The sequence below is a fragment of the Nocardioides glacieisoli genome (assembly GCF_004137245.1).
Classification (GTDB): domain Bacteria; phylum Actinomycetota; class Actinomycetes; order Propionibacteriales; family Nocardioidaceae; genus Nocardioides; species Nocardioides glacieisoli.
Genome location: NZ_SDWS01000006.1, coordinates 299,147 through 323,124, shown reverse-complemented (window position 1 = coordinate 323,124; position 23,978 = coordinate 299,147). Strand labels below are relative to the sequence as shown.

Here is a 23,978-nt window from a genome sequence, read left to right as displayed (position 1 = left end):
GGCACCGAAGAGAATGAGGATCACCATGAAGTCCATCTCCCGACCCACTGCCGCAGTCATCGGCCTGACCCTGGCCGCTGCCGCCCTCACCGGGTGCAGCGAAGAGGCCGGCGGGGCCGGCGGCGGTGCCGAGGCCGGCGGCTGCGCCCCCGAGGACGTCGTCCTCGTGGGCCAGGTGCGCAACGAGTCCAACCCCTACGAGGCCGCGTGGCTCGACGGCGGCGACGCCTTCGCCGAGCAGGTCGGTCTCTCCCAGGACCGCCTGACCTACGACGGCGACTCGACCAAGCAGCAGGAGCAGATCACCCAGCTCCTCGCCGGCGACACCGAGTGCCTCGTGATGAACATCCTGCCCAACGGCGACTCGGACACCCTGCCGATCGTCGAGGGTGCCCAGGAGGCCGGCGCCTACCTCGTCACCCAGTGGAACAAGCCGGCCGACGTCAACGTCACCGACTACGACCAGTGGCTGAGCCACATCACCTACAACGGTGTGGAGTCGGGCCAGCAGATCGGCGACGCCCTTGCCGAGGCCATCGGCGGCTCGGGCGGCATCATCGCCCTCCAGGGCATCCTGGACACCGGTGCCGCCAAGGACCGCTTCGCCGGTCTCGAGGCGTCGCTGGAGGCCAACCCCGACGTCGAGCTGCTCGACCAGCAGACCGCCAACTTCTCGCGTGACGAGGCGCTCGCGGTCACCAAGACGCTGCTCACCAAGCACGGCGACGACATCAAGGGCATCTGGGCCGCCAACGACGACATGGCGCTCGGCGCCCTCGCCGCTCTCGAGCAGGCGGGCCGTGACGACGTCGCGGTCGTCGGCATCGACGCGGTCCCGGACGCGCTGACCGCCATCGGCGACGGCACCATGACCGCGACCGTCTCCTCCGACGGCCCGTGGCAGGGTGGCATCGGCCTGGCGATCGGCTACTGCGTGGCCACCGGTGAGCTCTCCGTCGACGACATCGCCGACGAGGACCGTGCCTGGTTCGCCGAGCAGTTCCTGATCACCGGCGACAACGTCGGCGACTTCACCTCCCCGGAGGTCGACGAAGCCGACTTCGAGTGCGACAACGTCTTCAGCCGCTCGCAGGGCGCCATCTCGTGACCATGACATCCCCCGCCAAGGCCGACACCGACGTGGTGGTCCCGCCGCGCCCCCGGCCTCGGCGGGGGGTGTCCCTCCTGGACGCCGGACCTCCGATCGCGCTGGTCGTGATCTTCGCAGTCTTCGCAGCCCTGAGCTCGGACTTCCGCACGGTCGGCAACGTGCAGAACATCCTGGACGCAGCGGCGGTCCTCGCCGTCGTGGCCTGCGGCATCACCTTCGTGCTGATGATGGGCTCGATCGACCTCTCGGTCCCCGGCGTGATGGGCGCCTCCGCGATCGCGGTCGCGCTCCTCGTCGCCAACAACAGGAACGACAACGCGTGGGGACTGCTCGGGATCCTGGTCGCGGTCCTGCTCGGCGCGGGCCTCGGCTGCGTCAGCGGGATGGCGCTGGTGAGCCTGAGGGTCCCGTCGTTCATGACCACGCTCGGCGTCTCCGCCGTCGGGCTCGGTGTCGCCACCCTCATGTTCGCCGGTGTGCAGCCCAACATCACCGACGAGATGCTGCGCGGGTGGGCCGTCAACCGCTTCCTCGGCCTGGCCTACCTGACCTGGATCGCCGTGGCCTGCGTCCTCGTGGGCTGGCTCATCCAGCGCTACTCGCGCCTGGGCCGTTACGCATACGCCATCGGCGGCGCCGAGGAGGTGCTCTCGCTCTCCGGCGTGAAGGTCGCCCCCTACAAGGTCGCCGTGTTCACGTTGGCCGGTGCGTTCTACGGGCTCGCCGGCGTGATGGTCACCAGCCAGCTCAGCGCGGGGCTCGTGCAGGCGGGCAAGGGCTACGACTTCGCGGCGATCACCGCCGCCGTCGTCGGCGGCACCCTCCTCACCGGCGGTCGCGGGGGAGTGCTCCACTCCGCGGTCGGCGTGCTGCTCGTCACCGTCCTCACCAACGGCCTCGTCCAGGTGGGGGTCAGCCCCTACTGGCAGGGCGGTGTACAGGGCCTCATCGTCGTCGCGGCCGTCTCCGCCGCCGTCCTTCCCCAGCGTCGTAGGAACCAGGTGACCAAATGACCTCAGTGACCACGAACCTGCAGGACGGCCCGGCCCCGGTCAACGCCCTCGAGGTGCGCGGACTGGTGAAGCACTACCCGGGCGTCAAGGCCCTCGACGGCGTCGACCTGGTCGTGCGGCAGAACGAGGTGCTCGGCCTCGCCGGCGAGAACGGCGCCGGCAAGTCCACCCTCCTCAAGGCGCTGGTCGGCCTGGTCCGTCCCGACGCCGGCGAGATCTGGGTGCGCGGCGAGAAGGTGAAGCTGCGCAGTGTCGTCGACGCCGCCGACCACGGCATCGGGATGGTCTTCCAGGAGCAGTCGCTGGTGCCCAACCTGACGGCTGCGGAGAACATCGTCCTCGGCAGCGAGGGGGCAGGAGTCCGGCGCGGCATCTACCGCTGGGACACCATGCGCAAGCTCGCGCAGGAGCAGCTCGACAAGATCGGCTCCCACATCGACCCGCTCGCACGCACCGACTCGTTGTCGTTCGCCGACCGCCAGATGGTGGAGATCGCCAAGGTGCTCCGCATCGAGGAGCGAACCTCGAACCCGCCCGTGATCATCCTCGACGAGCCCACCTCGGTGCTGGAGTCGGCGGAGATCGAGACCCTCTTCACCCAGGTGCGCCGGCTCCGCGAGTTCGCGTCCGTCGTCTTCGTCTCGCACCGCCTCGACGAGGTGCTCGACGTGTGCGACCGCGTCAGCGTGCTGCGTGGCGGCCAGTCGGTGGGGGAGGTGCCGACCGCGGGCGCCGAGCCGGCTGACCTGCACCGGATGATGATCGGGTCCACGGGATCCGACGACCACTACCACGAGGGCCTCGCCGAGCACTCCGACGAGCCGGCCCGGCCACGCCTGGTCGTGAAGAGCATGTCGGGCAGCACCTTCCGCGACGTGGACCTCGAGGTCCGCGCCGGCGAGATCGTCGGCATCGTCGGCGTGCACGGCTCCGGACGCGAGGACGTGTGCCGGGCCCTGTTCGGCGCCGAGCCGACGCTGTCCGGCGAGGTCACCCTGGACGGCGAGAAGCTCGACCTGTCCGGGACCCGCGGTGCGGTCGCGTCCGGCGTCGGCTACGTGCCCGCCGAGCGCAAGATCGAGGGCATGGTCGGACCGATGTCGGTCGCGGACAACATGATGCTGACCAAGCAGAAGGCGCGCTGCACCGGGCCGATGGTGGTCCCGAAGAAGCAGGCCACCCTGGTCGACCAGTGGATCGAGCGCCTCTCGATCCGCACCCCGCACCGCGGCACCCAGATCGGGCGCCTGTCGGGCGGCAACCAGCAGAAGGTCGTCCTGGCCAGGTGGCTCGTGGCCGGCGACATCCGGCTGCTGCTCCTCGACCACCCGACCCGCGGCCTCGACATCGGTGCCCGCTCCGAGGTCTACCGCCTGATGCGCGAGCTCGCCAACAGCGGCGTGGCCACCGTGCTGCTCGCCGACAGCCTCGAGGAGGCGATCGGCATGTCCGACCGGATCATCGTGATGAACGACGGCCGCGCGACCAAGGAGGTCTCCTGCCCCTCGGGTGGCAAGCCGACCCCCCTCGACCTCGTCAAGGAGATGGTCTGACATGAGCACCCCCGTCATCACCGAGCCTGCATCGAACCCGGCCGCCGAGCCGGCCGTCGTCACGGGCGCCCCCACCGCCGCCCAGCGCGTCACGTCGTTCATGCCGGTCATCGCGCTCGTCGCGCTGCTCGCGGCGCTGACGATCGCCGACCCGGACTTCCTGACCCAGCGCAGCCTCACCGCCGCGGTCCGCACCTCTGCGCCGCTCGTCGTCCTCGCCGCGGGCGCCACGCTGGTCGTCCTGTGCGGCGGCATCGACCTCTCGATCGCGGCGCTCTGCTCGCTCTCCACGGTGTTCTTCGCGATGTGGCTGCCCGACCTCGGCGGGCTCACGATCCTCGTGGCCGTCGCCGCGGCCGGGGCCATCGGTGCGGTCCAGGGCATCGCCCACGTGGTCCTGAGGATCCCGTCGTTCGTCGTCACGCTCGGCGGCATGAGCATCTTCTCCGCGGTCGCCCTCGTCATCTCGGACGCCGGACCGATCCGCGTGATCGACCGCGACGCCACCGGGTGGCTCAACCTCTACGTCGCCGGCTACCTCCCGATGTCGTTCTTCGTGGCGCTGCTCGTGGTCGCGGTGATCTCGCTGATCATCAAGCTGACGCCCCTCGAGAGCTTCGTCCGCGCGACCGGCTACTCCGAGTCGGCCGCGCGCCTGGCCGGCACGCCCGTCGACGCGGTCAAGGTCGCCGCCTTCACCGTCTCCGGCGCCTGCGCCGGCCTCGCCGCCGTCATGCTCGCCTCCCGCAACTTCAGCGGCAGCCCGACGATGGCCGACAACCTGCTCCTGCCCGCGGTCGCGGCCATCGTGGTCGGCGGTACGGCGATCACCGGGGGCCACGGCTCCCTGTGGCGCAGCCTCGCCGGTGCCCTCGTGGTGACGCTGCTGCGCGTCGGCCTGCCGATCGTCGGCGTCCCGTCGGCCTGGGAGCAGATCCTCTACGGCGCGATCATCGTCGCCGCCGTCGCGCTCACCCTGGACCGATCCAAGGTGCTGATCATCAAGTAGCCGAGTCCCCAGCCCCCTGACGTACGACCACCCTGAACACCCTGCACCGGAAGGCCTCTCATGTCCGAGTCCCAGCTCCTCCCCGCCGTCTCCTCGTTCCTCTCCTCGCCCCGGCAGCTGCTGATCGACGGCGAGTGGGTCGACGCGAAGGACGGCCAGACCTTCGACACCGTCAACCCCGCCACCGAGGACGTGCTCGTGAAGGTCGCCCAGGCCTCGGCCGTGGACGCCGACCGGGCGGTCGTCGCCGCCCGCAACGCCTTCGAGGCCGGCTCGCCGTGGCAGCGGATGACCCCGCGCGAGCGCTCCCACCTGCTGTGGCGCATCGGCGACGCGATCGACGAGCGGGCCGAGGAGTTCGCCCAGCTCGAGTCTCTGGACAACGGCAAGTCCCTCGCGTCCGCGCGCGGCGACGTCGGCGTCGCGGCCGAGCTGTTCCGCTACTTCGCCGGCTGGGCCACCAAGATGGAGGGCACCACGATCCCGATGTCGGTGCCGGGCCGCGAGTTCCACGCCTACACCCGCCGCGAGGCGATCGGCGTCGTCGCCGGCATCGTCCCGTGGAACTTCCCGCTGACGATGGCCGCCTTCAAGATCATCCCCTCGATCACCGCCGGCAACACCGTGGTGCTCAAGCCCGCCGAGCAGACGCCGCTCACCGCGCTCTACCTCGGCCAGCTGCTGCTCGAGGCCGGCGTCCCCGCCGGTGTCGTCAACATCCTGCCCGGCTTCGGCGACGCCGGCGCTGCCCTCGTCGACCACTTCGACGTCGACAAGGTCGCCTTCACCGGCAGCACCGAGGTCGGCAAGAAGATCGCGGCCGGTGCCTCGAAGAACCTCAAGAAGGTCTCGCTCGAGCTCGGCGGCAAGGCCCCCAACATCATCTTCAACGACGCCGACCTGGAGGCCGCCATCGCCGGCGCCGCCCTCGCCGGCTACTTCAACGAGGGCCAGTGCTGCGTCAACGGCTCGCGGCTCTACGTCCAGCGCGACGTCTTCGACGAGGTCATCGCCGGCGTCGCCGAGGCGGCCAAGGCGATCCGCGTCGGCGACGCCTTCGACCCGGCGACCACGATGGGCCCGCTGGTCTCGCAGGAGCAGCACGAGAAGGTCATGGGCTACGTCCGCGGCGCGGTCGCCGACGGCGCCACCCTGGCCGCCGGAAGCCCCGACCCGGCCGCCGACAAGGGCTACTTCTTCTCCCCGACGCTCATCACCGACGTCACCGAGCAGATGGCGGTGCAGACCGACGAGATCTTCGGCCCGGTCATCACCGCGATCCCGTTCGACACCGAGGACGAGGTCGTCGCCGCCGCCAACAACACGGTCTACGGCCTCGCCGCCGGCGTCTGGTCCAAGGACATCGGCACCGCCCACCGCGTCGGCAGCAAGCTGCGCGCCGGCACGGTGTGGCTCAACACCTGGCACGCCGACGACGTGACCCTGCCGCGCGGTGGGTTCAAGCAGTCGGGCTGGGGTCGCGAGCTCGGCTCGTTCGGCCTCGACGACTACACCGAGCTCAAGACCGTCATCGCCGAGCTCCGTTGATCGAAGGGTCCAGTCGCACCGTGAACCCCACAGACGTCCTGGGGGGCCACCGGATCGTGCCGGTGGTCGTCCTGGACGACCCAGCCAAGGCCGACGCGCTGGGAGCCGCCCTCGTCGAGGGTGGCCTCCCGGTCGCCGAGGCGACCTTCCGCACGCCCGAGGCCGCGATGGTGCTGCGGCGCCTCGCCGAGCGCGACGACCTGGTCGTCGGTGCCGGCACGGTCCTCACGGCGCGCCAGGTCGACGAGGCGCTCGAGGCGGGTGCCCGCTTCGTGGTCTCGCCGGGCCTCAGCACGTCCGTCGTACGACGCTGCCAGGAGGCGGGCGTGCCCGTCGTGCCCGGGATCAGCACGCCGAGCGAGATCATGCAGGCCCTGGACCTCGGCCTCGACACCGTGAAGTTCTTCCCGGCCGAGGCCAATGGCGGCCTCGCGACGATCAAGGCACTGGCCGCCGCCTTCCCCCAGGTGCGCTTCATGCCCACCGGAGGGATCACCGTCGAGAGCGCGCCTGCCTACCTCGAGCACCCGTCCGTCGCCGCCGTCGGCGGCAGCTGGATGGTGGCCGGCGACCTGCTGAAGGACGGCCGCTGGGACGAGGTCGCGACCCGCTGCGCCGCCTCGACCGCCCTCTACGCGCAAGGAGCACCCGCATGATCGAGACACGTCCCGCGGAGGAGTGCGAGCTCGACATCGTCGCGCTCGGCGAGGTGATGCTCCGGCTCGACCCGGGGGAGGGGCGGATCCGCACCGCCCGCCGGTTCGAGGCGTGGGAGGGCGGCGGTGAGTACAACGTCGCCCGCGGCATGCGCAAGGTGTTCGGCCTGCGCGCCGGCGTGGTCACCGCCCTCGCCGACAACGAGATCGGCCGCCTGGTCGAGAACCTCGTCATGCAGGGCGGTGTCGACACCTCGCTGATCCGCTGGGAGCCCTACGACGGCATCGGCCGCACCGTCCGCAACGGACTCAACTTCACCGAGCGGGGCTATGGCGTCCGGGGTGCGGTCGGGGTCTCCGACCGGGCCAACACCGCGATCGCGCACATGAGGCCGGGGACGATCGACTGGGACGACCTGTTCGGTCGTCGCGGGGTCCGCTGGCTGCACACGGGCGGCATCTACGCCGCGCTGTCCGAGAACGCCGCGGCGGTCGCCGAGGAGGCGATGGCGGCCGCGCAGAAGCACGGCACCGTCGTGTCCTTCGACCTCAACTACCGCCCCAGCCTCTGGGCCGGGATCGGCGGCACCGAGTTCGCCCGTGACGTCAACACCCGGCTGGCCGGGCACGTCGACGTGATGATCGGCAACGAGGAGGACTTCACCGCCGCGCTCGGCTTCGAGGTCGCCCACGTCGACGAGCACCTCAGCACGCTGCCGATGGACAGCTTCGAGGCGATGGTCGCGACCGTCGCGGAGAAGATGCCGTGGTTCAAGGTGATCGCCACGACGCTGCGCACCGTCCACACCGCCAGCGACAACGACTGGCAGGCGATCGCGTGGTCGCCGGAGACCGGCGTGCTGGCCTCCACGCCGCGCGACCACCTCGGCATCTTCGACCGCGTGGGCGGCGGCGACGGCTTCGCGTCCGGTCTCGTCTTCGGCCTGCTCGAGGGCGAGCCCCTGCAGCAGTGCCTCGAGCTCGGGGCCGCCCACGGCGCGCTGGCGATGACCACGCCCGGCGACACCTCCATGGCGACCCGCGACGAGGTGCGCGCGCTCGCCGGTGGCGGCAGCGCGCGCGTGCGCCGCTAGCACCCACCCCCAGGCCAGGCCTGGGCGGTCGACCCCGTGCGGGGGACTCGGCCGCCCAGGTCTGCTTCATGTATGTGAACCTCTTGGTAAAAGGGTTCAACAACATGGACAGAGTTCTTGACTCTGTGTGATCGTCGTCATACCTTCACTCCGTCTCGTGAGCGCAGACCGCACCCGCCGCCCGCCGAGCTCCGCACCGCCGAGCCCTAGGGAAACGTTGATGAAACTGCAATCCGTACGCCACTTCCTGGCGTCGACCATCGCCCTCGCGGTGGCCCTCCCACTGTCAGTGGCAGTCGGCACCGCGCCGGCTGCGGCTGCCGCCGCCGACGACGACGTGCTGCGCGTCCTGCTCTTCTCGAGCGGCGACGGCGTGCACGGGTCGGTGGCCAACACCCGCGCGACGGTCAAGGAGCTCTCCAACTCGCTCGCGGCCCAGTACGGCCTGGACAACAACACCGGCGACCCGGCCCAGGCCGTCGCCGACATCCAGGAGACCACCAGTGCGGCCGCGTTCACCCCGGCGAACCTGGCCACCAAGGACGTCCTGGTCTTCGCCCACACAGCCGGCGTCCTCTTCAACCCCGAGCAGCGGGCTGCTCTCGAGTCCTACACCCGCGCCGGCGGTGGCTTCGTCGGCATCCACTACACCGGTTGGTCCCCCGACCAGACCGAGGCCGACGTCAACCCCTTCTACCGCAAGCTCATCGGCGCGTCCGCGACGGGTCACCCCGAGCCGGCAGGGGGCCAGCGCGGCACCGTCAGCGTCAGTGACCCCGCCAGCCCGTTGACCGCGGGCCTGCCCTCGTCGCTGTCCTACACCGACGAGTGGTACGAGTGGGACGTCAACCCGACTGCCAACGTGCGCACGCTCATGTCGGTCGACGAGTCGTCGTACGCCCCGGGTGCTCGCGCGGGCGAGGAAGGGACCACGCACCCGGTGACGTGGTGCCAGAGCGTCGACCAGGGTCGGTCGTGGTACACCTCGCTGGGCCACCACGCCTCGGCCTACACCGCCGCCGACGACGGTGCCAACGCCGGCGACAACCAGGCCGACGACCTGGTGCGCACCCAGCTGCGCAACGGCCTCGCCTACTCGGCTGCCCTCCTTCCGGCCGACTGCTCACCGCCGGCGAAGGACGAGCAGGGTGGCTGGAGTGCCGTGACTCCGTGGCCGGTGGTCCCTATCAACGCCGCCCTCACGGCCGACGGCAAGGTCCAGTCCTTCGGCTCCGTCGCGACCCCGGGCTGCACGGACAACACTCCCTACGACTTCAGCGGCAACAGCTGTGTCAGCCAGGGCGGCCAGAGCCAGGTCGACATCTGGGATCCAGCGGTGGTGAGGACGGTGGCCACTGCGATGTCGGGCCTGCTGCCCAACGCGACCTACACCGACCTGTTCTGCTCCATGCAGGTGCAGATGCCACAGCGCCGCTCCACCTTCACTGTCGGTGGTGACGACGGCCTCGGCGGCAATGCGCCCAACGACGCCGCGATCGGCGTGACGAGCTACTCCACCGCCTCCGGTCTCAACGACGAGGCGCCGATGAACTTCCCCCGGTGGTACCCCACCGGTACGACCCTGCCCAGCGGCGCCGTCGTCGTCCAGGGTGGCTCGCTGCAGGGTGGCCCGGGCGGCCCCGGCGTGCTCACCCCCGAGATCTACACGCCCGAGCAGGGCAGCTCCTGGAAGCTGCTCACCGGCGCCACCAGTGCGCAGGCCTACGGTGACGGCGGTTCCGGCAACGGCCCCGACGAGAATCGCTGGTGGTATCCCCGTGCCTTCGTGGCCCCGACCAACGGCAACGTGTTCAACATTTCCGGCACGCAGATGTTCGAGCTCGACCCGTCGGCTGACGGGGGCAACGGCGCCGTGACCATGCGCGGCACCCTCGGGGCCGGCACCGGCAGCCAGGGCGTTCTCGGCAACCCGGTGGGCGCGACGTCCACCGCCACCATGTACCGCCCCGGCAAGATCCTCCAGGTCGGCGGCGGGTGGTGGGCCAACGGCGGCGGCCCCGTCGGTGCGCGCGCCGGTATCACCGTGGACATCACCGGCGGTACGGCCAACCCGGTCGTGACTCCGACCGACCCCATGAAGTACTCCCGCCACTGGGCGTCGTCCGTGGTGATGCCCGACGGCAAGGTGCTGGTCACCGGTGGCTCGCGCGACAACAACGAGAACGGCGGCTACGTCACCAACGCCGAGATCTGGAACCCGGACGCGCCCAGCGGCCAGCAGTGGAGCGAGGTCAAGGTGCCCTACGAGCACGCGCGCCTCTACCACTCGCTGTCGCTGCTCCTGCCCGACGGGCGGATCATGGTCGGCGGTGGCGGTGCCCCTGGCCCGCGCAACTACACCGACGTCGAGTACTACTCGCCGTCGTACCTCTTCGACGGCAACGAGCCGGCGACCCGTCCGGTCATCACCAGTGCGCCCAGCAAGGTCGGGTACAACGGCACGTTCGAGCTGACGTCCGACAAGCCGGTCGAGCGGGTCACCCTGGTCCGCAACGGCTCCGCGACGCACGGCTTCAACAACGACCAGAACTTCCAGGAGCTCGAGTTCACGCCGAACGGCAGCTCGGCCACCATCACGACCCCGCAGAACGCCAACTTCGCCCCTCCTGGCGCCTACATGGTGTTCGTCTGGAGCGGTGGCACGCCTTCTCTCGCGAAGATCGTCCAGATCGACCCACAGGTGAAGATGAAGACCCCGACGCCCGTGGTCGTCGACCAGTTCGAGTACCCGCGCCTGCCCGATGGCTGGCAGTCCGCGACGCAGTACCCCGACACCGCCCAGGTCGCGGCCGGTAGCGGACGGATGTCCCCGTGGCGGGTCGACGGCGAGGTCCAGCTGGTCCGCGCAAGGGCGACCGGCATGCGTGGCCTCGGCCTCACCGGTTACCACCTCGCCGTGGGCGCCGCCGGTGACATGACCCGCACCATCAAGGGTCTGGACGTGGGCAAGGAGTACCGCGTGTCCCTGCGCCATGCCCGCGACAGCCGCTCGACCGGCACCGGACCGGGTACGGCTTCCCTGTCCGTCGCGAACCTGTCGGCCACGCTTTCCGCAGGCACCGACAGGCCCTCGACAGCCCCGTTCGACACCTTCGTCGGCACCTTCACCGCCACCGCGCGTCAACAGGACCTGACGATCACCGGAGGTGGGTCGGGCGCCGGCCTGGTCATCGACAACCTCGTGGTCGTGGGCAACGGTCCCGGTGCCGCCGATCCCGACGTGGCGTACGCCTTCGAGGAGGGCGCCGGACAGACGGCGGCCAACACGGGCTCCGACATCACCGTCGGCCCGGCGACGCTCACCGGCACGACGACCTGGAACGCCAGCGGTGTGCGGGGCGGTGCTGTCGACCTCCTCGGGGGCGACAACACCAACGCAGTCGACCTGCCGGACAACGTATTGAAGGGTGCGACCGACTTCAGCACCTCGTTCTGGGTCCGCCCGGACGTGCAACCGACCAACTGGGCCGGCCTGTTCCACATCGGGACCGGGTCCGGCAACACCGGCGGCTACTTCCAGATCCAGACCGAGACGCGTGCCGACGGCGACACCGGACTCGCGGCGACCTTCAAGGCGCCCGGACTGGCCAGCCCGACCAACCCCGAGGAGCGGATCCGCGCGACCCCCGCGCGGGACCTCTCGCTCAACACGTGGAACCACGTGGCATTCACCCGTGCCGGAGCCACCGGCACGCTCTACCTCAACGGGGTGCAGATCGCCCAGAGGACCGACCTGACGGTCGAGCTCCCCGAGGTCGGGGCGAACACCGAGAACAACTGGCTCGGACGCAACGGGTTCCCCGATGCCCCGCTGAACGGTCAGATGGACGACGTACGTCTCTACGCCGCTGCGCTGACCAGCGCCGACATCGCCGGGATGTACGCCGACGGCACCGCGCTGGACACGACCACCACGGTCAGCGTCAGCCCGGAGTCCCCGTCGCCGTTCGGCGAGCCCGTCACGGTCTCGGCCACGGTGAAGGACTCGGCCAACGCCAACCCCACGGGCACTGCCGAGCTGTGGATCGACGGTGCCCGCCAGGGCAGCGCGGTCGCGGTCGCTGCCGGCTCGGTCACCTTCCCGGCCGTGACGCTGCCGCCGAAGACGTACCAGATCGAGGTCCGTTTCACCGCAGGGACGGGTTGGCGCGACTCGACGAAGACCGTCTCGCACACGGTCGCCCGGCCCCCGGTGGGCGAGGGCGTCCCGGTCCACTACAAGTTCGACGAGGGCACCGGGACCACCTCGGTCAACTCGGGCTCCGACCCGGCGATCGGCAACGCGGTGCTCCAGGGCAATGCCGGCTGGGTGGCGTCCGCGAAGTACGGGGCGGGCGTGAACCTGCCCGGCGACGGACACGTCAACCTGCCGAACGACATCACGTTCGGGATGACCACCGAGGCCACTGTGTCCACGTGGATCCGCCCGACGAACCTGCCCAACTGGACGACCCACGTCCAGATCGGCAAGAACACCTCCGAGTTCCTGCTCCTGCAGTCGGAGACCGAGAACGGCACCCGCGGCTTCGCAGCGACCCTGCGCAAGAACGACGGTGAGCAGTACCGCATCCAGCTGCCGGGCACGACCGACCTGCCGCTCAACCAGTGGACCCACGTCGTGGTCACCCTGGGCCCGTCGCCGACCGGCGGGGGCACCACGGGCAAGATCTACTTCAACGGTGTGCTGCAGAACGGTGGCACCCGGGACAACATCCCGGTCTCCATCGGTGACATCGGGGAGGGCGGCACCACCGCCAACTTCCTCGGCAACACCAGCTGGCCGGACCCGCGTCCCACCGAGCAGCAGGACGACTTCCGCCTCTACGGTTACGAGCTCGACGCCGCCGAGGTGCTCGCCCTCTTCAACGGGACGACCAACGTCGCCCCGGCCGGTGTCGCGGACTCGTACTCCACGGTGCAGGACGTGCCGTTGAGCATCGCGGCACCGGGAGTCCTGGGCAACGACACCGACGCCGAGGGCAACGCCCTCACTGCCGGTGACGTCACGCAGCCCGCGCACGGAGTTGTGTCGCTGGCCGCCAACGGGTCGTTCACCTACGTGCCCGACGAGGGCTACGCAGGACCCGACACGTTCACCTACAAGGCGAACGACGGCACGTCGACGTCGGCCGCCACCACGGTGACCATCACCGTGGAGGAGGTCGTCGCACCGCCGAACACCGAACCGGTGGCCGAGGGCGACGCCTACAGCACCGTCTCCGGCGAGGCGCTGGCGCTCGCGGCACCCGGTGTCATGACCAACGACACCGACGCCGACGGTGACGCGCTGACAGCGACCCGCACGAGCACGCCGGTCAACGGTGCTGTCTCGCTGCAGGCCGACGGTTCCTTCACCTACACCCCCGACAACGGGTTCGTGGGCAAGGACCAGTTCACCTACACGGTGAGCGATGGCACGGACACCTCCGCACCTGCGACCGTCACCATCACCGTGAAGCCTGCGGGCGGCACGGGTGGCGGACCGCTCACCTCGGCGGTGGCCGGCGCCTCGGCACCGTTCACCTACGGCAAGCTCGGCACCGTCGTGGCGAGCGTCGCCCCGGCGGCCGCCACCGGCACGGTCGAGGTCCTCACGGGCAACGACCTGATCGCCTCGGGTGCACTCGCCTCCGGCCGGGCCACGCTCGTGCTGCCGGCGAAGAGCCTGCCGCCCGGCACGCACCAGCTCACCCTCCGCTACATCGGGGACGGCGGCCACAAGGCGTCGTCCTCCACCGTGGAGGTCACCGTCGACAAGGTCGTCCCGCGGATGACCGTGAAGGCGCCGAGCAAGGTGAAGAAGGGCACGGCACCGAAGGTCAGGGTCGTCCTGCGAGCGCCCGACGACGTGCCGGTGACGGGCACCGTGTCGATCGCGATCAAGGGCGGGAAGACCCTGACCAGGGAGCTCGACGGCGAGAGGGTCGTCGTCAAGCTGCCCCAGGTGAGGAAGAAGACGAAGCTGACCGTGACCTACCAGGGGAGCGGGCTGGCCGAGTCGGTCACCGACAAGGTGATCATCAGGATCCGCCGCTAGGCGGAGCCGCACTGAAGGGCGGGCCCGGGGGAGCGATCCCCCGGGCCCGTCACCACCATGAAGATCGAGAGGGATCCATCCCATGCCCAACATCACCGTCGAGCTCCTGAAGGGCCGCACCGTCGAGCAGCGCCGGGACTTCGCCCGCGCCGTCGCCGACAGCGCCGTGGAGATCCTCGGCGCCCGCCGCCAGGACGTCCGGATGGTCTTCGCCGAGATCACCGCCGACATCGTCGCCAACGGCGGCGTGCTGGCCAGCGAGGACGAGAGCCGCGCCGGCGTCGTCGCCGCCCTCGCCGACGACTGACCGAGCTCCTGCGATGCCGCACACCAGCTCCGCCGCCATGGCTGCCGTCCCGGCCGCCCTGGCGGTGCTGGTGGTCGGCGTCGCGGCACCCGCCAGCGCCCACGTCACGCTCGATGCGTCCACCACGGGGGCGGGCGCGAGGTCGGTGCTGACCCTGGAGGTCCCACACGGGTGCGCGGGCTCGGCGACCACCGAAGTCGCCGTCCGGGTGCCCGCCGGGGTGAGTGACGTCGGGGCCTCGGACACCGATCGCTGGTCCGCCGCGGTCACCGACGAGGGCGTCTCCTTCCGGACCGACCATCCGCTGCCGGACGGCATGCGCGAGCAGGTGGTCTTCTCGGTCAGGCTGCCGGACCGGGTCGGCGCAGAGCTGGTGTTCCCCGTCGTCCAGCGGTGCGAGGTGGGGGATTCCGCCTGGACCGAGGTCGGTGAGGACGATGCCGCGCGGGATGACCTCGAGATGCCGGCCCCGGTGGTCGTGGTGACCGCGACCGACGGGTCGAGCGCCGACCCCGCGATCTCCTCGGGCGCGATGTCCTACGGCGCGGCGGGCATCCTGGCCCTCGCGTGCCTCGGCAGCGGCGCCCTCCTCCTGCTCCGGCGCCGTCGCGCATGAGCCGGTTCCCCGGTCGTGTCCTCGCCGCACTGCTCCTGCCGCTGACCGCCCTGCTCGTCCTGGCGCCCGCGCCGCCGGCCGCTGCGCACGCGACCCTCATCGCCACCGACCCCGGCGAGGGTGCGGTCCTGGAGACCGCCCCCGAGCAGGTCACCTTCAGCTTCAACGAGTCCGTGCTCGGAGTGTCCGCCGGCACCACCGTCTTCGACGCCACCGGCGCCGAGATCGCCTCGAGCGCCCGGGTGGGCGACGGCCAGCTCGTCGTCTCCCTCGACGAGGAGGTCGGCGACGGCACGCTCGTCGTGGTCTGGCGCCTGGTGTCGGAGGACGGCCACCCGATCGGAGGCTCGCTGCGCTTCTCCGTCGGCGCGCCGAGCGACGTCGTCGACGTGCCGTCGGCCGACGACGGGGACACCGACGCGCCCGTCCTCCTGGGCGTGCTGCGGTGGCTGGCCTACGTCGGCCTGCTGGTCGCCGCCGGCGTGGCTGCCTTCGCGGCGCTGTTCCTGCCGGCCGACGGCGTCGACGCCGAGCGGGCCCGGTTGCGCAGGACGACGCGCCTGGCAGCGGTGGTCGCCGTGCTGGCGTGGTGGGCGGCCGTGCCGCTCGTCGCGCTCTACCAGCTCGGCCTGCCCGCGTCGGCGCTCACCGCCTGGTCGACGTGGTCGGCGCTCGCGGCCTGGGAGTACGTCGTACCCGCCGCCGTCACCATCGGCCTCGGCCTCGCTGCGGCCTCGCGCCGTGGCCCGGTGCTCGTCGGATGCCTGGTGGCGCTGGCCGCACCGTCGCTCACCGGCCACACCCGCGCGGCCACCCCGGAGGCGCTGGTCATCGCCGTCGACGTGCTGCACCTGGTCGCCGGGGCGCTGTGGCTGGGCGGGCTCGTCGCACTCGTCCTCGTGCTGCGGGACCGGGCCGGCCGGGACGAGACCGGTGCGGAGGTGCTGGCGCGGTTCTCGACCTGGGCGGCAGGGATCCTCGCGATGCTGGTCGTGGCTGGGTCGGTGATGGCCTGGCGGGTGGCCGGGTCGTGGGGCGCGCTCCTCGACACGACGTACGGCACCCTGCTGTTCGTGAAGGTGCTGGTCGTCCTGGTGGCGATCGCGATCGCAGCCTGGAACCGGTTCAGGCTCGTGCCGCGACTGCGCGCGGCGGCGAGGCGCCCGGAGCGTGGCGAAGCGGCGGGGCTCCTGGTGCGGACGACGTTCGCCGAGGCGGGGGTGCTGGTGGTTGTGCTGCTCGTGACCGGGTTCCTCGTCGACCGGAGCCCCGACCCCGAGGTCTCGGTGAGCGCTCCGGCCTCGAGCGGGTCGGAGAGCGTGCAGCTCGACGAGATCGACGCGGAGGTCACGCTCGATCCGCTCGTCGTCGGCCCGGCCACGCTCACCCTCACGATGACCGACGACGCGGGGCAGCCGGCCGAGGGCTTCGAGTCGCCCCGGATGAGCCTGTCGACCGAGGACGTCGACCTGGGTGCCGTGTCCCTCACCAACCTCGGCCCGGGCATCTACTCCGGCGAGGTCGTGCTGCCGACGGCCGGCACCTGGGAGGTGCAGGTGTCGCTGCGGACGACGGAGTTCGACAACCCGGTGCGGACGGTCACGTTCGAGGTGCCCTGAGCTCCGGGAGGACAGGGCAATGGCGGTCGGGTCGCCGGATCCGGGACTGCCCCAGACTGGGACCCATGACCGAGTCCGGCCGAGACCGTCTCCGCGAGCTCCTCGACGCGGTGCTCGACGAGGACCACGCCACGCTCGCCGACATGGCGGGTGGGGCGCACTCCTCGACGTTCCACTTCATCCGCCGCCTGCGCCGCGACACCGGCGAGCCGCCCGTCGCGATGCGGCGCCGGGTGATCCTGGAGCGCGCCGCCTGGCGGCTCGCCGGCGGGACCAGCGTCACCGATGTGGCCTTCGAGGCCGGCTTCGAGTCGGTCGAGGGCTTCTCCCGCGCCTTCGCCCGCGGCTTCGGCCACCCGCCCAGCACCCCGGCGGCCCGCCACTGGCTGCCGGCTCCCAACGGCATCCACTTCCACCCACCGATGTCTCTGTGGGTGCACACCACGGAGAAGACCATGAACCCCATCACCGAGCACCTCCTCCGCCACGACCTCGACGACACCCGTGGGCTCCTCGACCTCGCGAAGGGCGTGGAGCCAGCGGCATACGAGGCAGCCGGCGTGCCGGGCCTGCAGGTCCTCGGCTTCGACGGCCCCGACGAGTCTCTCGCCCAGGTGCTCGAGCACCTCGTCGCCACCAAGGAGATCTGGCTCGCTGCGATCGAGGGCGCCGACTTCCCGGCCGCGGGAGACCGCGACCCGGCCAGCCTGCTCGACCGCCACGACGAGGTCGCACCGCGCTGGTTGTCGACGGTCCGCGACATCGACGCGCGCGGCGCCTGGGACGACCGGCTCGTCGACGCGCTGTGCGACCCGCCCGAGAGCTTCGTGATGGGCAGCGTGTTCGCCCACGTCGTGACCTTCGCCGCCGCTCGACGCCAGGTCGCCCGCCACCTGCTGCGCGGCCACGGTGTCACCGTCGACGACGGCGACCCGATCACCTGGCTGCGCGAGCAGCGCGGGGAGGCGTGAGCCGTGGTGCGCACGTCCTTCTTCACCGCGACCACGCTCGACGGGTTCATCGCCGACGAGGACGACTCGCTCTTCTGGCTCTTCAAGCAGGAGCAGCGCGAGACCGACGCGCCGCTGGCCTACGACGCCTTCATCGCCGACATCGGCGCGGTCGCGATGGGGCGCACGACGTACGACTGGCTGGTCGACCACCTCGCCGAGCGGTCGGAGCCGTGGCCGTACGACATGCCGGCCTGGGTCTTCTCGCACCGCGAGGCCGAGCCGCACCCCGGCGCCGACCTCCGCTTCGCCTCCGGCGACGTCGCCGCGGTCCACCCGGAGATGGTCGCCGCGGCTGCCGGGAAGGACCTCTGGGTCGTCGGTGGGGGTGACCTCGTCGGTCAGTTCGCCGACGCCGGCCTGCTGGACCAGGTCATCGTCCAGATCGCGCCGGTCACCCTGGGGGCAGGGCGTCCGCTCCTGCCGCGCCGGCTGGACCTGCGCCTCGTCGAGACCGATCGCAACGCCGCGTTCATCGCGGCGCGCTACGACGTCGTGGGGCCCCTCGAGGCCTGACCGCCCGCGTCAGCCCCGGAGCACCTTCTCCATCGGTCGGCCCTTCGCGAGCTCGTCGACGAGTTTGTCGAGGTAGCGGATCTGGCGCATCAACGGGTCCTCGACCTCCTGCACCTTGACCCCGCACACCGACCCGGTGATCTGGTCGACGTGCGGGTTGAGGGTGGCGGCCTCGAAGAAGTCGTGGAACGTCGTCTCGTCGGCGAGGTGCTGCTGCAGGGCCTTCTCGTCGAACCCGGTGAGCCACTCGATGACCTGGTCGACCTCGGCCTTGCTCCGGCCCTTCTTCTCGGCCTTCGTCACGTAGTGCGGGTAGACCGAGGCGACGCTCGTCGTGAAGATCCGGTGCATGGGTCGAGGATAGGCGCGCCGACCGACAGCGGTCAGCGCTCGGGGCGGTCGTTCCCGACCACGTCGGCGACCTCGTCCTCCGAGAGACCGAGGGCGGGCGCGAGGACAGCGGCCTGCTTCGACGGTGCCTTCTTCGCGGCGACCTTCTTCGCGGGGGTCTTCGCCGCGGTCTTCTTGGCCGCGGTCTTCTTCGCCGGGGCCTTCTTCGCCGGAGCGGGCACCGGCACCTCGAGCGCCGCGTCGATCGCCTCGACGCCGGCGGGCATCGACGGGGTGGGCGCCGACTTGAGCGGCACCTCGCTCGCGGGGACCTTCTTCGCAGGCGCCTTCTTCACCGGAGGCACCACCGCGGGCGGCGGGGTCCGGGTGGGCTCCATCGGGTCGACGTCAGGCTCGGCCGCCCTGGGCACAGGCACGCTCGACGGGGGTGCGGTGCGCGGGCCCGGCTGACCGGCTGCCTGCTCGGCTGCCCAGCCCACCAGACGCATCGTCGTACGCAGTCCGGCGTTCGCGACTGCGAACGCGGTGCGGGCGGGGAGGGTGATGACGGCGGTGGCCTTGCTGATGTGGTGCACGGGGGTCCTCTCGTCGGGGCAGGGTCCAACGTACGTACCCCGCCCACGCCGGCCCAGACCGTGGCCTGCGCCACGTCCGGGTCGACCGCACCTCACGACCATTCGTGCCCCGCGTCCCCGAGACGTATGCAGGACGGTCTGGTCGGGGACTGACAGGCATGACGGCCTTCCTGCAGCACGCCCCGGTCACGCGCGAGCGGGGCTACGACGACCTGACGGAGGCCGAGTTCGACGAGATCGGCCGCACTCTGGACGCCCTCCGCGAGGGCGTCATGGCCAGCCGTGGCGCGGACGACGCGGCGTACGTCAGGCGCCTCATCGCCGTGCAGCGGTGCCTCGAGGTCGGCGGTCGCGTCGTCCTGCTGGGCAGCCGGCACCGGGGCGCGTGGTGGCTCGGCACGACGGCGCTGGCGCTGTCGAAGATCCTCGACAACATGGAGATCGGGCACAACGTCCTGCACGGGCAGTGGGACTGGATGCGCGACCCGAGGATCCACTCCTCGACGTGGGAGTGGGACCACGCCTCGGCCCCGGAGCAGTGGAAGCGTGCGCACAACGACCGCCACCACGCGAACACCAACGTGCTGGGCAAGGACAACGACCTCGGCTACGGCATCATGCGCGTCGACGAGGGCCAGGAGTGGCAGCCGCGACACCTGGCGCAGCCGTTGCTGAACGTCGTCAACGCGCTGATCTTCGAGTACGGCATCGCGATGTACGACCTCGACCTCGGCGACACGCTGCGGACGAAGCGCGGCTTCTCGGAGAAGCAGCGAGCCGAGATGCGGACCACGGCACGGCGCGTCGGGCGCAGTGCGCTGCGCGACTACGCGCTGCACCCGCTCCTCTCGGCGGTGACGGGATCGGCGCGCACGACCATGACGGCCAACCTCGTCGCCAACCTCACCCGCAACGTGTGGAGCCACTCGGTGATCATGTGCGGCCACTTCCCGGAGGGCGTCGCGACCTTCGAGGTGGCCGAGGTCGACGAGGCGGAGACCCGCGGACGCTGGTACGTCCGGCAGATGCTCGGGTCCGCCGACATCTCGGGGCCGTGGCTGATGCACCTGCTCTGCGGGAACCTGTCGCACCAGGTCGAGCACCACGTCTTCCCCGACATGCCGAGCAATCGCTACGCACAGGTCGCCGGCCCGGTGCGCGAGCTCTTCGAGCGGCACGGACTGCCCTACAACAGCCGGCCCCTGCTGCGGCAGGTGGCGAGTGCCTGGCACAAGGTGCTGCGGCTGTCCCTGCCGCCGCGCGCATGATCCCGGCGCCCGCCCTCGGCGGGCAGCTCACCGCCGGGTGGTAGCAGCACGTCATCCGGCGAGGGCGGCGGCGTGCCAGGGCTCCATCGCCATGTGGCGCCGCCCGTCGACCTCGCGGTAGCGGAACCGGGTCAGGACCAAGGAGTCCAGCGTGACGTCGAGCGCGAGCGACGCGCGGTTCTGCTCGGCCCACCCGACCAGGCCCGCCGGGTCGAGGACGGGTGCAGCGAAGTGCAGGATGCTGGAGTACCAGATGTCGCGCTCCTGCCACTGGTCCTCGAACCATGCGAGCGGGCCGAGGGCGGTGCGGAGCCGCCGCATGAGCTCCCAAGGCCCGTCGTCGACGGGCTCGGCCTGGACCATCACGCCGCTGACGGTGAGCGTGACCCCGGTGAAGCGCAGGGTGACGGGAGCGGAGGCTCGGCCGACCTCGTCCAGGGCCGCGACCCACTGGCCGGTGATGTCGTCCGTGGCGGACGCGGCCTCGCGGTAGGGCTCGAGCGCGCGCACCGTGAGGTGGCTGGCGTCCGACCGACCGGTCTCGAAGTGTCCGGGGCCGGCGTGGACGAGGGCGTCGTCCATCAGATCGGCCAGGACGCCGCTGGCCTCCGAGCCGGGCACCGCGACGATGCTGACCGGCCAGCGGCCGCCGTCGACCGGGGGCTCGTCCCGGCGGTGCGACCCACCGAGCAGGGCGGGTACGGCGTCGTCGAAGAGCCGGTCGAAGACCGGGTTGGCTGCGGGCACGGCCGGGATCCTATGGGTCGTCCGAGCCCCACACGTGTCCGACCTCTTGCCCCTGATCCGCTGGATCGAGGGCCACATCGCGGACACGTGTACCCGTTCGGCTAGGCCCGTTCCTCCCGCAGCAGCCACCAGGCGGCCAACCAGGCCGCCGCTCCGGCGACGAGCTCCACGTGCAGCTCGACCATCGCGAGGGCGAACATCGTCGTCACCGCCACGGTGCCGAGCGCGTCCTGGAGCACGGTCTGCTCAGCGGCCGGCCGGGACACCGGCGACCACCGCGGCCCGGCGGCGGGCGTCGAGCGGGGACGAGCGGCGGGAGAGTCGTTCGTCGAGGACGGCCGCCGCCTCGGTGTTGCGGTCGGCCATCGCCAGGGCGAAGACCAGGGTGTCCTCGACCACCTCGCGCTGCGCCTTGCTGCCACCCAGCGGGGCCATGCCGCCGACGACCGCGGTGAGGGTCGCGGACGCCGCGTCCCAGCGCTCCTCGACGACCGAGACGAGGCCGGCGCACAGCGGCGCGACGACGTCGCGGAAGACGCGGTCCTCGTGGCGTGCCGACTCCTCGGCCAGCCGGGTGAGGGCAGTCGCATCTGCGTCGGCGGCGAGCAGCACGGCACTGTGCATCGCCGCGAACGGCGTCGGGGGAGCGGTGAGCCACTCGGCCGGGGCCTGCGCGCGGACCTCCCCGACCGGCAGGTCGTCGGTCCACGCACCGGTGACGCGGCCGCGCCACAGCAGCGCGCCGCTGTCGACGACGACGCGGCTCCCGGTGACGACGGAGGGTGCGAGCTCGCGGGCGTAGCGACGGCGTACGGCCTCGACGTCGCCCTGCATCAGCTCGTGGAGCGCGGCGTGCCAGGAGAAGTGGGAGCGGTGGTTGGCCTCGGGGCCGCGCGAACGGATCCACTCGTCGAGCCAGGCGAGGCCCGCGCTGTGGTCGCCGGTCTCGTAGAAGACGTGCGCGCGGGCGTGCACGGCGTGACCGGAGGCGGGCTCGACGGAGAGGGCGTACGACGACAGCTCCTCCGCCTCGGCCCAGCGCTCCTGGTCCTGGCGGACGAACGCGAGCTGGCCGGCGTACCACCAGTCGTCGCCGTAGGACCGACCGAGCGACTCGACCAGCTGGGCGGTCTGGCTGCCGCTGGTGAGGCCGCCGAAGGCGACCGTCGGGACCGCGACGCTCACGGCGAGGGCGTCGCGCGGGAAGAGGCGCACGTGTCGCAGCAGGGCGGCCGCGCCCGTCGCCTCGTCGGTGCGGAGGCGGGTGGTGACGGCGTCGAGGAACGAGCTCTCGCGGTCGTCGAGGTGGCGCTCGGCGGCGGCGCGGTGGGCCGCGCGGAGCGAGACCTGCCAGTGGTTGTCGATGTCCGCGCCCCACTCGTGGCCCAGCAGGGCGAGCGCGGCGTGCGCCTGCACGAACCCCTCGTCCTCGGCAACCGCGGCGGCAAGGCCGTCCTCCACGCCGTCCTGCAGCCGCAGGAGGCGACCGAGCGCGGCGTTGTAGCGTTCGGCGGCGTCGGTGCTGGTCGAGAGCGTCAGGCCGTAGGGGTCGACCGGCCGGCGCCGGGACTCACCGTGCATCGACCGGCTCACGACGCGCGCGACGTCGTAGGCCTGCTCGCGGATCTCGGGCATCGCGGTGGACTCCCACAGGTTCCCGCGGCGCAGCGAGCCGACCGCGAGGAAGGGGAGGTGGTCCGGCAGCGTGCCGAGGATGCGGCCGTCGTCGGCGGTGTCGACGCCGAGGCCGGCCGGACCGGGTCGGACGAGCCCGGTCCGGGCGAGCCGGGTCATCAGCGGGTCGGCGGCGATGGAGCCGACCGGGCCGGTGCAGTTGACGACGGCGGCGACGCGCAGCTCGGTGCCGTCGTCGAGGGTGACGTGGAGGGCATGGTCGCCGGCGCGTACGGCGGCGAGGGTGCCGCGGTGGCGCTCGAGCCGACCGGCGCTGGCGATCGCGTCGAAGCGGCGGGCGGTCGCCGGGGCCATCCGGTGCCGGTGCACGTCCCAGCTGCGGGCGTCCTCGGCGATGAAGCGGCGCTTGTCGGCCTCCGACAGGCCTCGCCACAGCTGGGCGGTCACCGGGCGCAGGCCGTCGACAGCGGCCCGCCAGTCACCGGTCGCCGCGACCGTCGAGTCGACGTGGGCGGCGATCGTCGACCGCAGGGCGTCGAGGTCCTGGGTGCGGGTGATGCCGGGCGGCGGCGGCACCGGCGGAGTCGTGGGCAGCACGTGGGGGTGCGGCACCGCGTCGGCGCGGGAGACGACGTGGAGGGTGCGGTCGGGGCGGTCCGCGCTGATCGCGAGGTCGACCATCGTCAGGCCCGAACCGAGCATGAGCACGTCGCCCACCTCGGGGATCGGCTGCGTCCAGGGGTCGGCGATGAGCCTCGGGTCGCCCGCGAGCTCGGCCGGCGCCCAGCCGGTGCCCGGCTTGCTGCTCGTCGCGAGCACGACGGCCCGCGCCTCGATGCGGTCGCCGTCGGAGAGGTCGACGACGAAGCCGCCGCCCGCCTCGGAAATGTCGACGACCGCGGCCTGACGGCGTACGAGCCGGGCGTTGCCGGGGAACTCGGTCGCCGTGGTGAGGAGGCTCTCGATGTAGCGGCCGAAGACGGCGCGCGGCGCGAACTCGTGCGGCTGGAACGTCGGGTCGTGGTGGTTGCGCAGCCAGCGGAGGAAGTGCTCGGGGTCCCGCGGGAAGGCGGTCATGCCCGAGGCGGGGACGTTGAGGAGGTGGCGCTCGTCGGTGGTCGAGTACGCCTGCCCGCGACCGGTCGTGGGCGCCGGGTCGACCAGCTCGACGCGGAAGCGCGACGAGAGCGCGGTGACCAGGTGGGTTGCGACCAGCGCACCGCCGGCGCCGGCGCCGACCACGACGACCCGACAGTCGCCCTCGTTCGTCACCATGCCGCGCTCCGTTCCAA

19 protein-coding genes are annotated in these 23,978 nt (G+C 71.7%); 14 read left to right on the top strand and 5 right to left on the bottom strand.

Features of this window, described 5'->3' with window-relative positions:
• The first annotated feature begins 25 nt into the window (after positions 1-25).
• The 13 genes from EUA06_RS14990 (at position 26) to EUA06_RS14930 (ending at position 18,110) form a co-directional block, all read left to right on the top strand.
• Positions 26-1,108, top strand: coding sequence for a sugar ABC transporter substrate-binding protein (locus EUA06_RS14990; RefSeq protein ID WP_129477184.1), 1,083 nt, complete (start codon positions 26-28; stop codon positions 1,106-1,108).
• 2 nt (positions 1,109-1,110) lie between these two features.
• A complete protein-coding gene (locus EUA06_RS14985; RefSeq protein WP_242498169.1) occupies positions 1,111-2,124 on the top strand; it encodes an ABC transporter permease in 1,014 nt (337 codons plus the stop codon).
• Positions 2,121-3,677 (top strand): sugar ABC transporter ATP-binding protein, encoded by a 1,557-nt coding sequence (locus EUA06_RS14980; RefSeq protein ID WP_129477182.1) that lies wholly within the window; start codon positions 2,121-2,123, stop codon positions 3,675-3,677. The genes EUA06_RS14985 and EUA06_RS14980 overlap by 4 nt, the downstream gene beginning before the upstream one ends.
• A 1-nt stretch (position 3,678) precedes the next feature.
• On the top strand, positions 3,679-4,686 hold the full coding sequence (locus tag EUA06_RS14975; protein ID WP_129477180.1) for an ABC transporter permease: 1,008 nt from the start codon (positions 3,679-3,681) through the stop codon (positions 4,684-4,686).
• Positions 4,687-4,746: 60 nt separating this feature from the next.
• Positions 4,747-6,234, top strand: a complete 1,488-nt coding sequence (locus EUA06_RS14970; protein ID WP_129477178.1) for an aldehyde dehydrogenase family protein — start codon at positions 4,747-4,749, stop codon at positions 6,232-6,234.
• Between the two features lie 20 nt (positions 6,235-6,254).
• Positions 6,255-6,890, top strand: a complete 636-nt coding sequence (gene eda / locus EUA06_RS14965; protein WP_129477176.1) for a bifunctional 4-hydroxy-2-oxoglutarate aldolase/2-dehydro-3-deoxy-phosphogluconate aldolase — start codon at positions 6,255-6,257, stop codon at positions 6,888-6,890.
• Positions 6,887-7,984, top strand: a complete 1,098-nt coding sequence (locus EUA06_RS14960) for a sugar kinase (protein ID WP_129477174.1) — start codon at positions 6,887-6,889, stop codon at positions 7,982-7,984. The genes eda and EUA06_RS14960 overlap by 4 nt, the downstream gene beginning before the upstream one ends.
• A 220-nt stretch (positions 7,985-8,204) precedes the next feature.
• Entirely contained in the window at positions 8,205-14,042 is a 5,838-nt protein-coding gene (locus EUA06_RS14955; RefSeq protein ID WP_129477172.1) for a LamG-like jellyroll fold domain-containing protein, read from the top strand.
• Between the two features lie 82 nt (positions 14,043-14,124).
• Positions 14,125-14,349 carry a tautomerase family protein gene (locus EUA06_RS14950; protein ID WP_129477170.1) on the top strand — a complete coding sequence of 75 codons (225 nt, stop codon included), beginning with the start codon at positions 14,125-14,127 and terminating at the stop codon, positions 14,347-14,349.
• Between the two features lie 13 nt (positions 14,350-14,362).
• A complete protein-coding gene (locus EUA06_RS14945) occupies positions 14,363-14,965 on the top strand; it encodes a DUF1775 domain-containing protein (RefSeq protein ID WP_129477168.1) in 603 nt (200 codons plus the stop codon).
• Positions 14,962-16,584, top strand: a complete 1,623-nt coding sequence (locus EUA06_RS14940; RefSeq protein ID WP_129477166.1) for a CopD family protein — start codon at positions 14,962-14,964, stop codon at positions 16,582-16,584. Before EUA06_RS14945 ends, EUA06_RS14940 begins: the two co-directional genes overlap by 4 nt.
• A gap of 65 nt (positions 16,585-16,649) precedes the next feature.
• Positions 16,650-17,555: a helix-turn-helix domain-containing protein gene (locus EUA06_RS14935; protein WP_129477164.1), complete on the top strand. Its 906-nt coding sequence runs from the start codon at positions 16,650-16,652 to the stop codon at positions 17,553-17,555.
• 3 nt (positions 17,556-17,558) lie between these two features.
• The gene (locus tag EUA06_RS14930) at positions 17,559-18,110 is read left to right on the top strand and encodes a dihydrofolate reductase family protein (protein ID WP_129477162.1); all 552 of its coding nucleotides are present in this window, start codon (positions 17,559-17,561) and stop codon (positions 18,108-18,110) included.
• Between the two features lie 9 nt (positions 18,111-18,119).
• On the opposite strand, the gene EUA06_RS14925 is transcribed toward EUA06_RS14930, so the two are convergent.
• Both EUA06_RS14925 and EUA06_RS14920 read right to left on the bottom strand, forming a co-directional pair.
• The gene (locus EUA06_RS14925; protein WP_129477160.1) at positions 18,120-18,461 is read right to left on the bottom strand and encodes a DUF2200 domain-containing protein; all 342 of its coding nucleotides are present in this window, start codon (positions 18,459-18,461) and stop codon (positions 18,120-18,122) included.
• 32 nt (positions 18,462-18,493) lie between these two features.
• Positions 18,494-19,036 carry a hypothetical protein gene (locus EUA06_RS14920; protein WP_129477158.1) on the bottom strand — a complete coding sequence of 181 codons (543 nt, stop codon included), beginning with the start codon at positions 19,034-19,036 and terminating at the stop codon, positions 18,494-18,496.
• 158 nt (positions 19,037-19,194) lie between these two features.
• On the opposite strand from EUA06_RS14920, the gene EUA06_RS14915 reads away from it, so the two are divergent.
• Positions 19,195-20,304, top strand: coding sequence for a fatty acid desaturase family protein (locus EUA06_RS14915; protein WP_129477156.1), 1,110 nt, complete (start codon positions 19,195-19,197; stop codon positions 20,302-20,304).
• A gap of 51 nt (positions 20,305-20,355) precedes the next feature.
• On the opposite strand, the gene EUA06_RS14910 is transcribed toward EUA06_RS14915, so the two are convergent.
• The 3 genes from EUA06_RS14910 to EUA06_RS14905 form a co-directional block, all read right to left on the bottom strand.
• A complete protein-coding gene (locus EUA06_RS14910) occupies positions 20,356-21,051 on the bottom strand; it encodes a hypothetical protein (RefSeq protein WP_129477154.1) in 696 nt (231 codons plus the stop codon).
• A gap of 101 nt (positions 21,052-21,152) precedes the next feature.
• On the bottom strand, positions 21,153-21,317 hold the full coding sequence (locus EUA06_RS22495) for a hypothetical protein (protein ID WP_165354406.1): 165 nt from the start codon (positions 21,315-21,317) through the stop codon (positions 21,153-21,155).
• The gene (locus EUA06_RS14905) at positions 21,298-23,961 is read right to left on the bottom strand and encodes an FAD/NAD(P)-binding protein (protein WP_129477152.1); all 2,664 of its coding nucleotides are present in this window, start codon (positions 23,959-23,961) and stop codon (positions 21,298-21,300) included. The genes EUA06_RS22495 and EUA06_RS14905 overlap by 20 nt, the downstream gene beginning before the upstream one ends.
• Between the last annotated feature and the right edge of the window lie 17 nt (positions 23,962-23,978).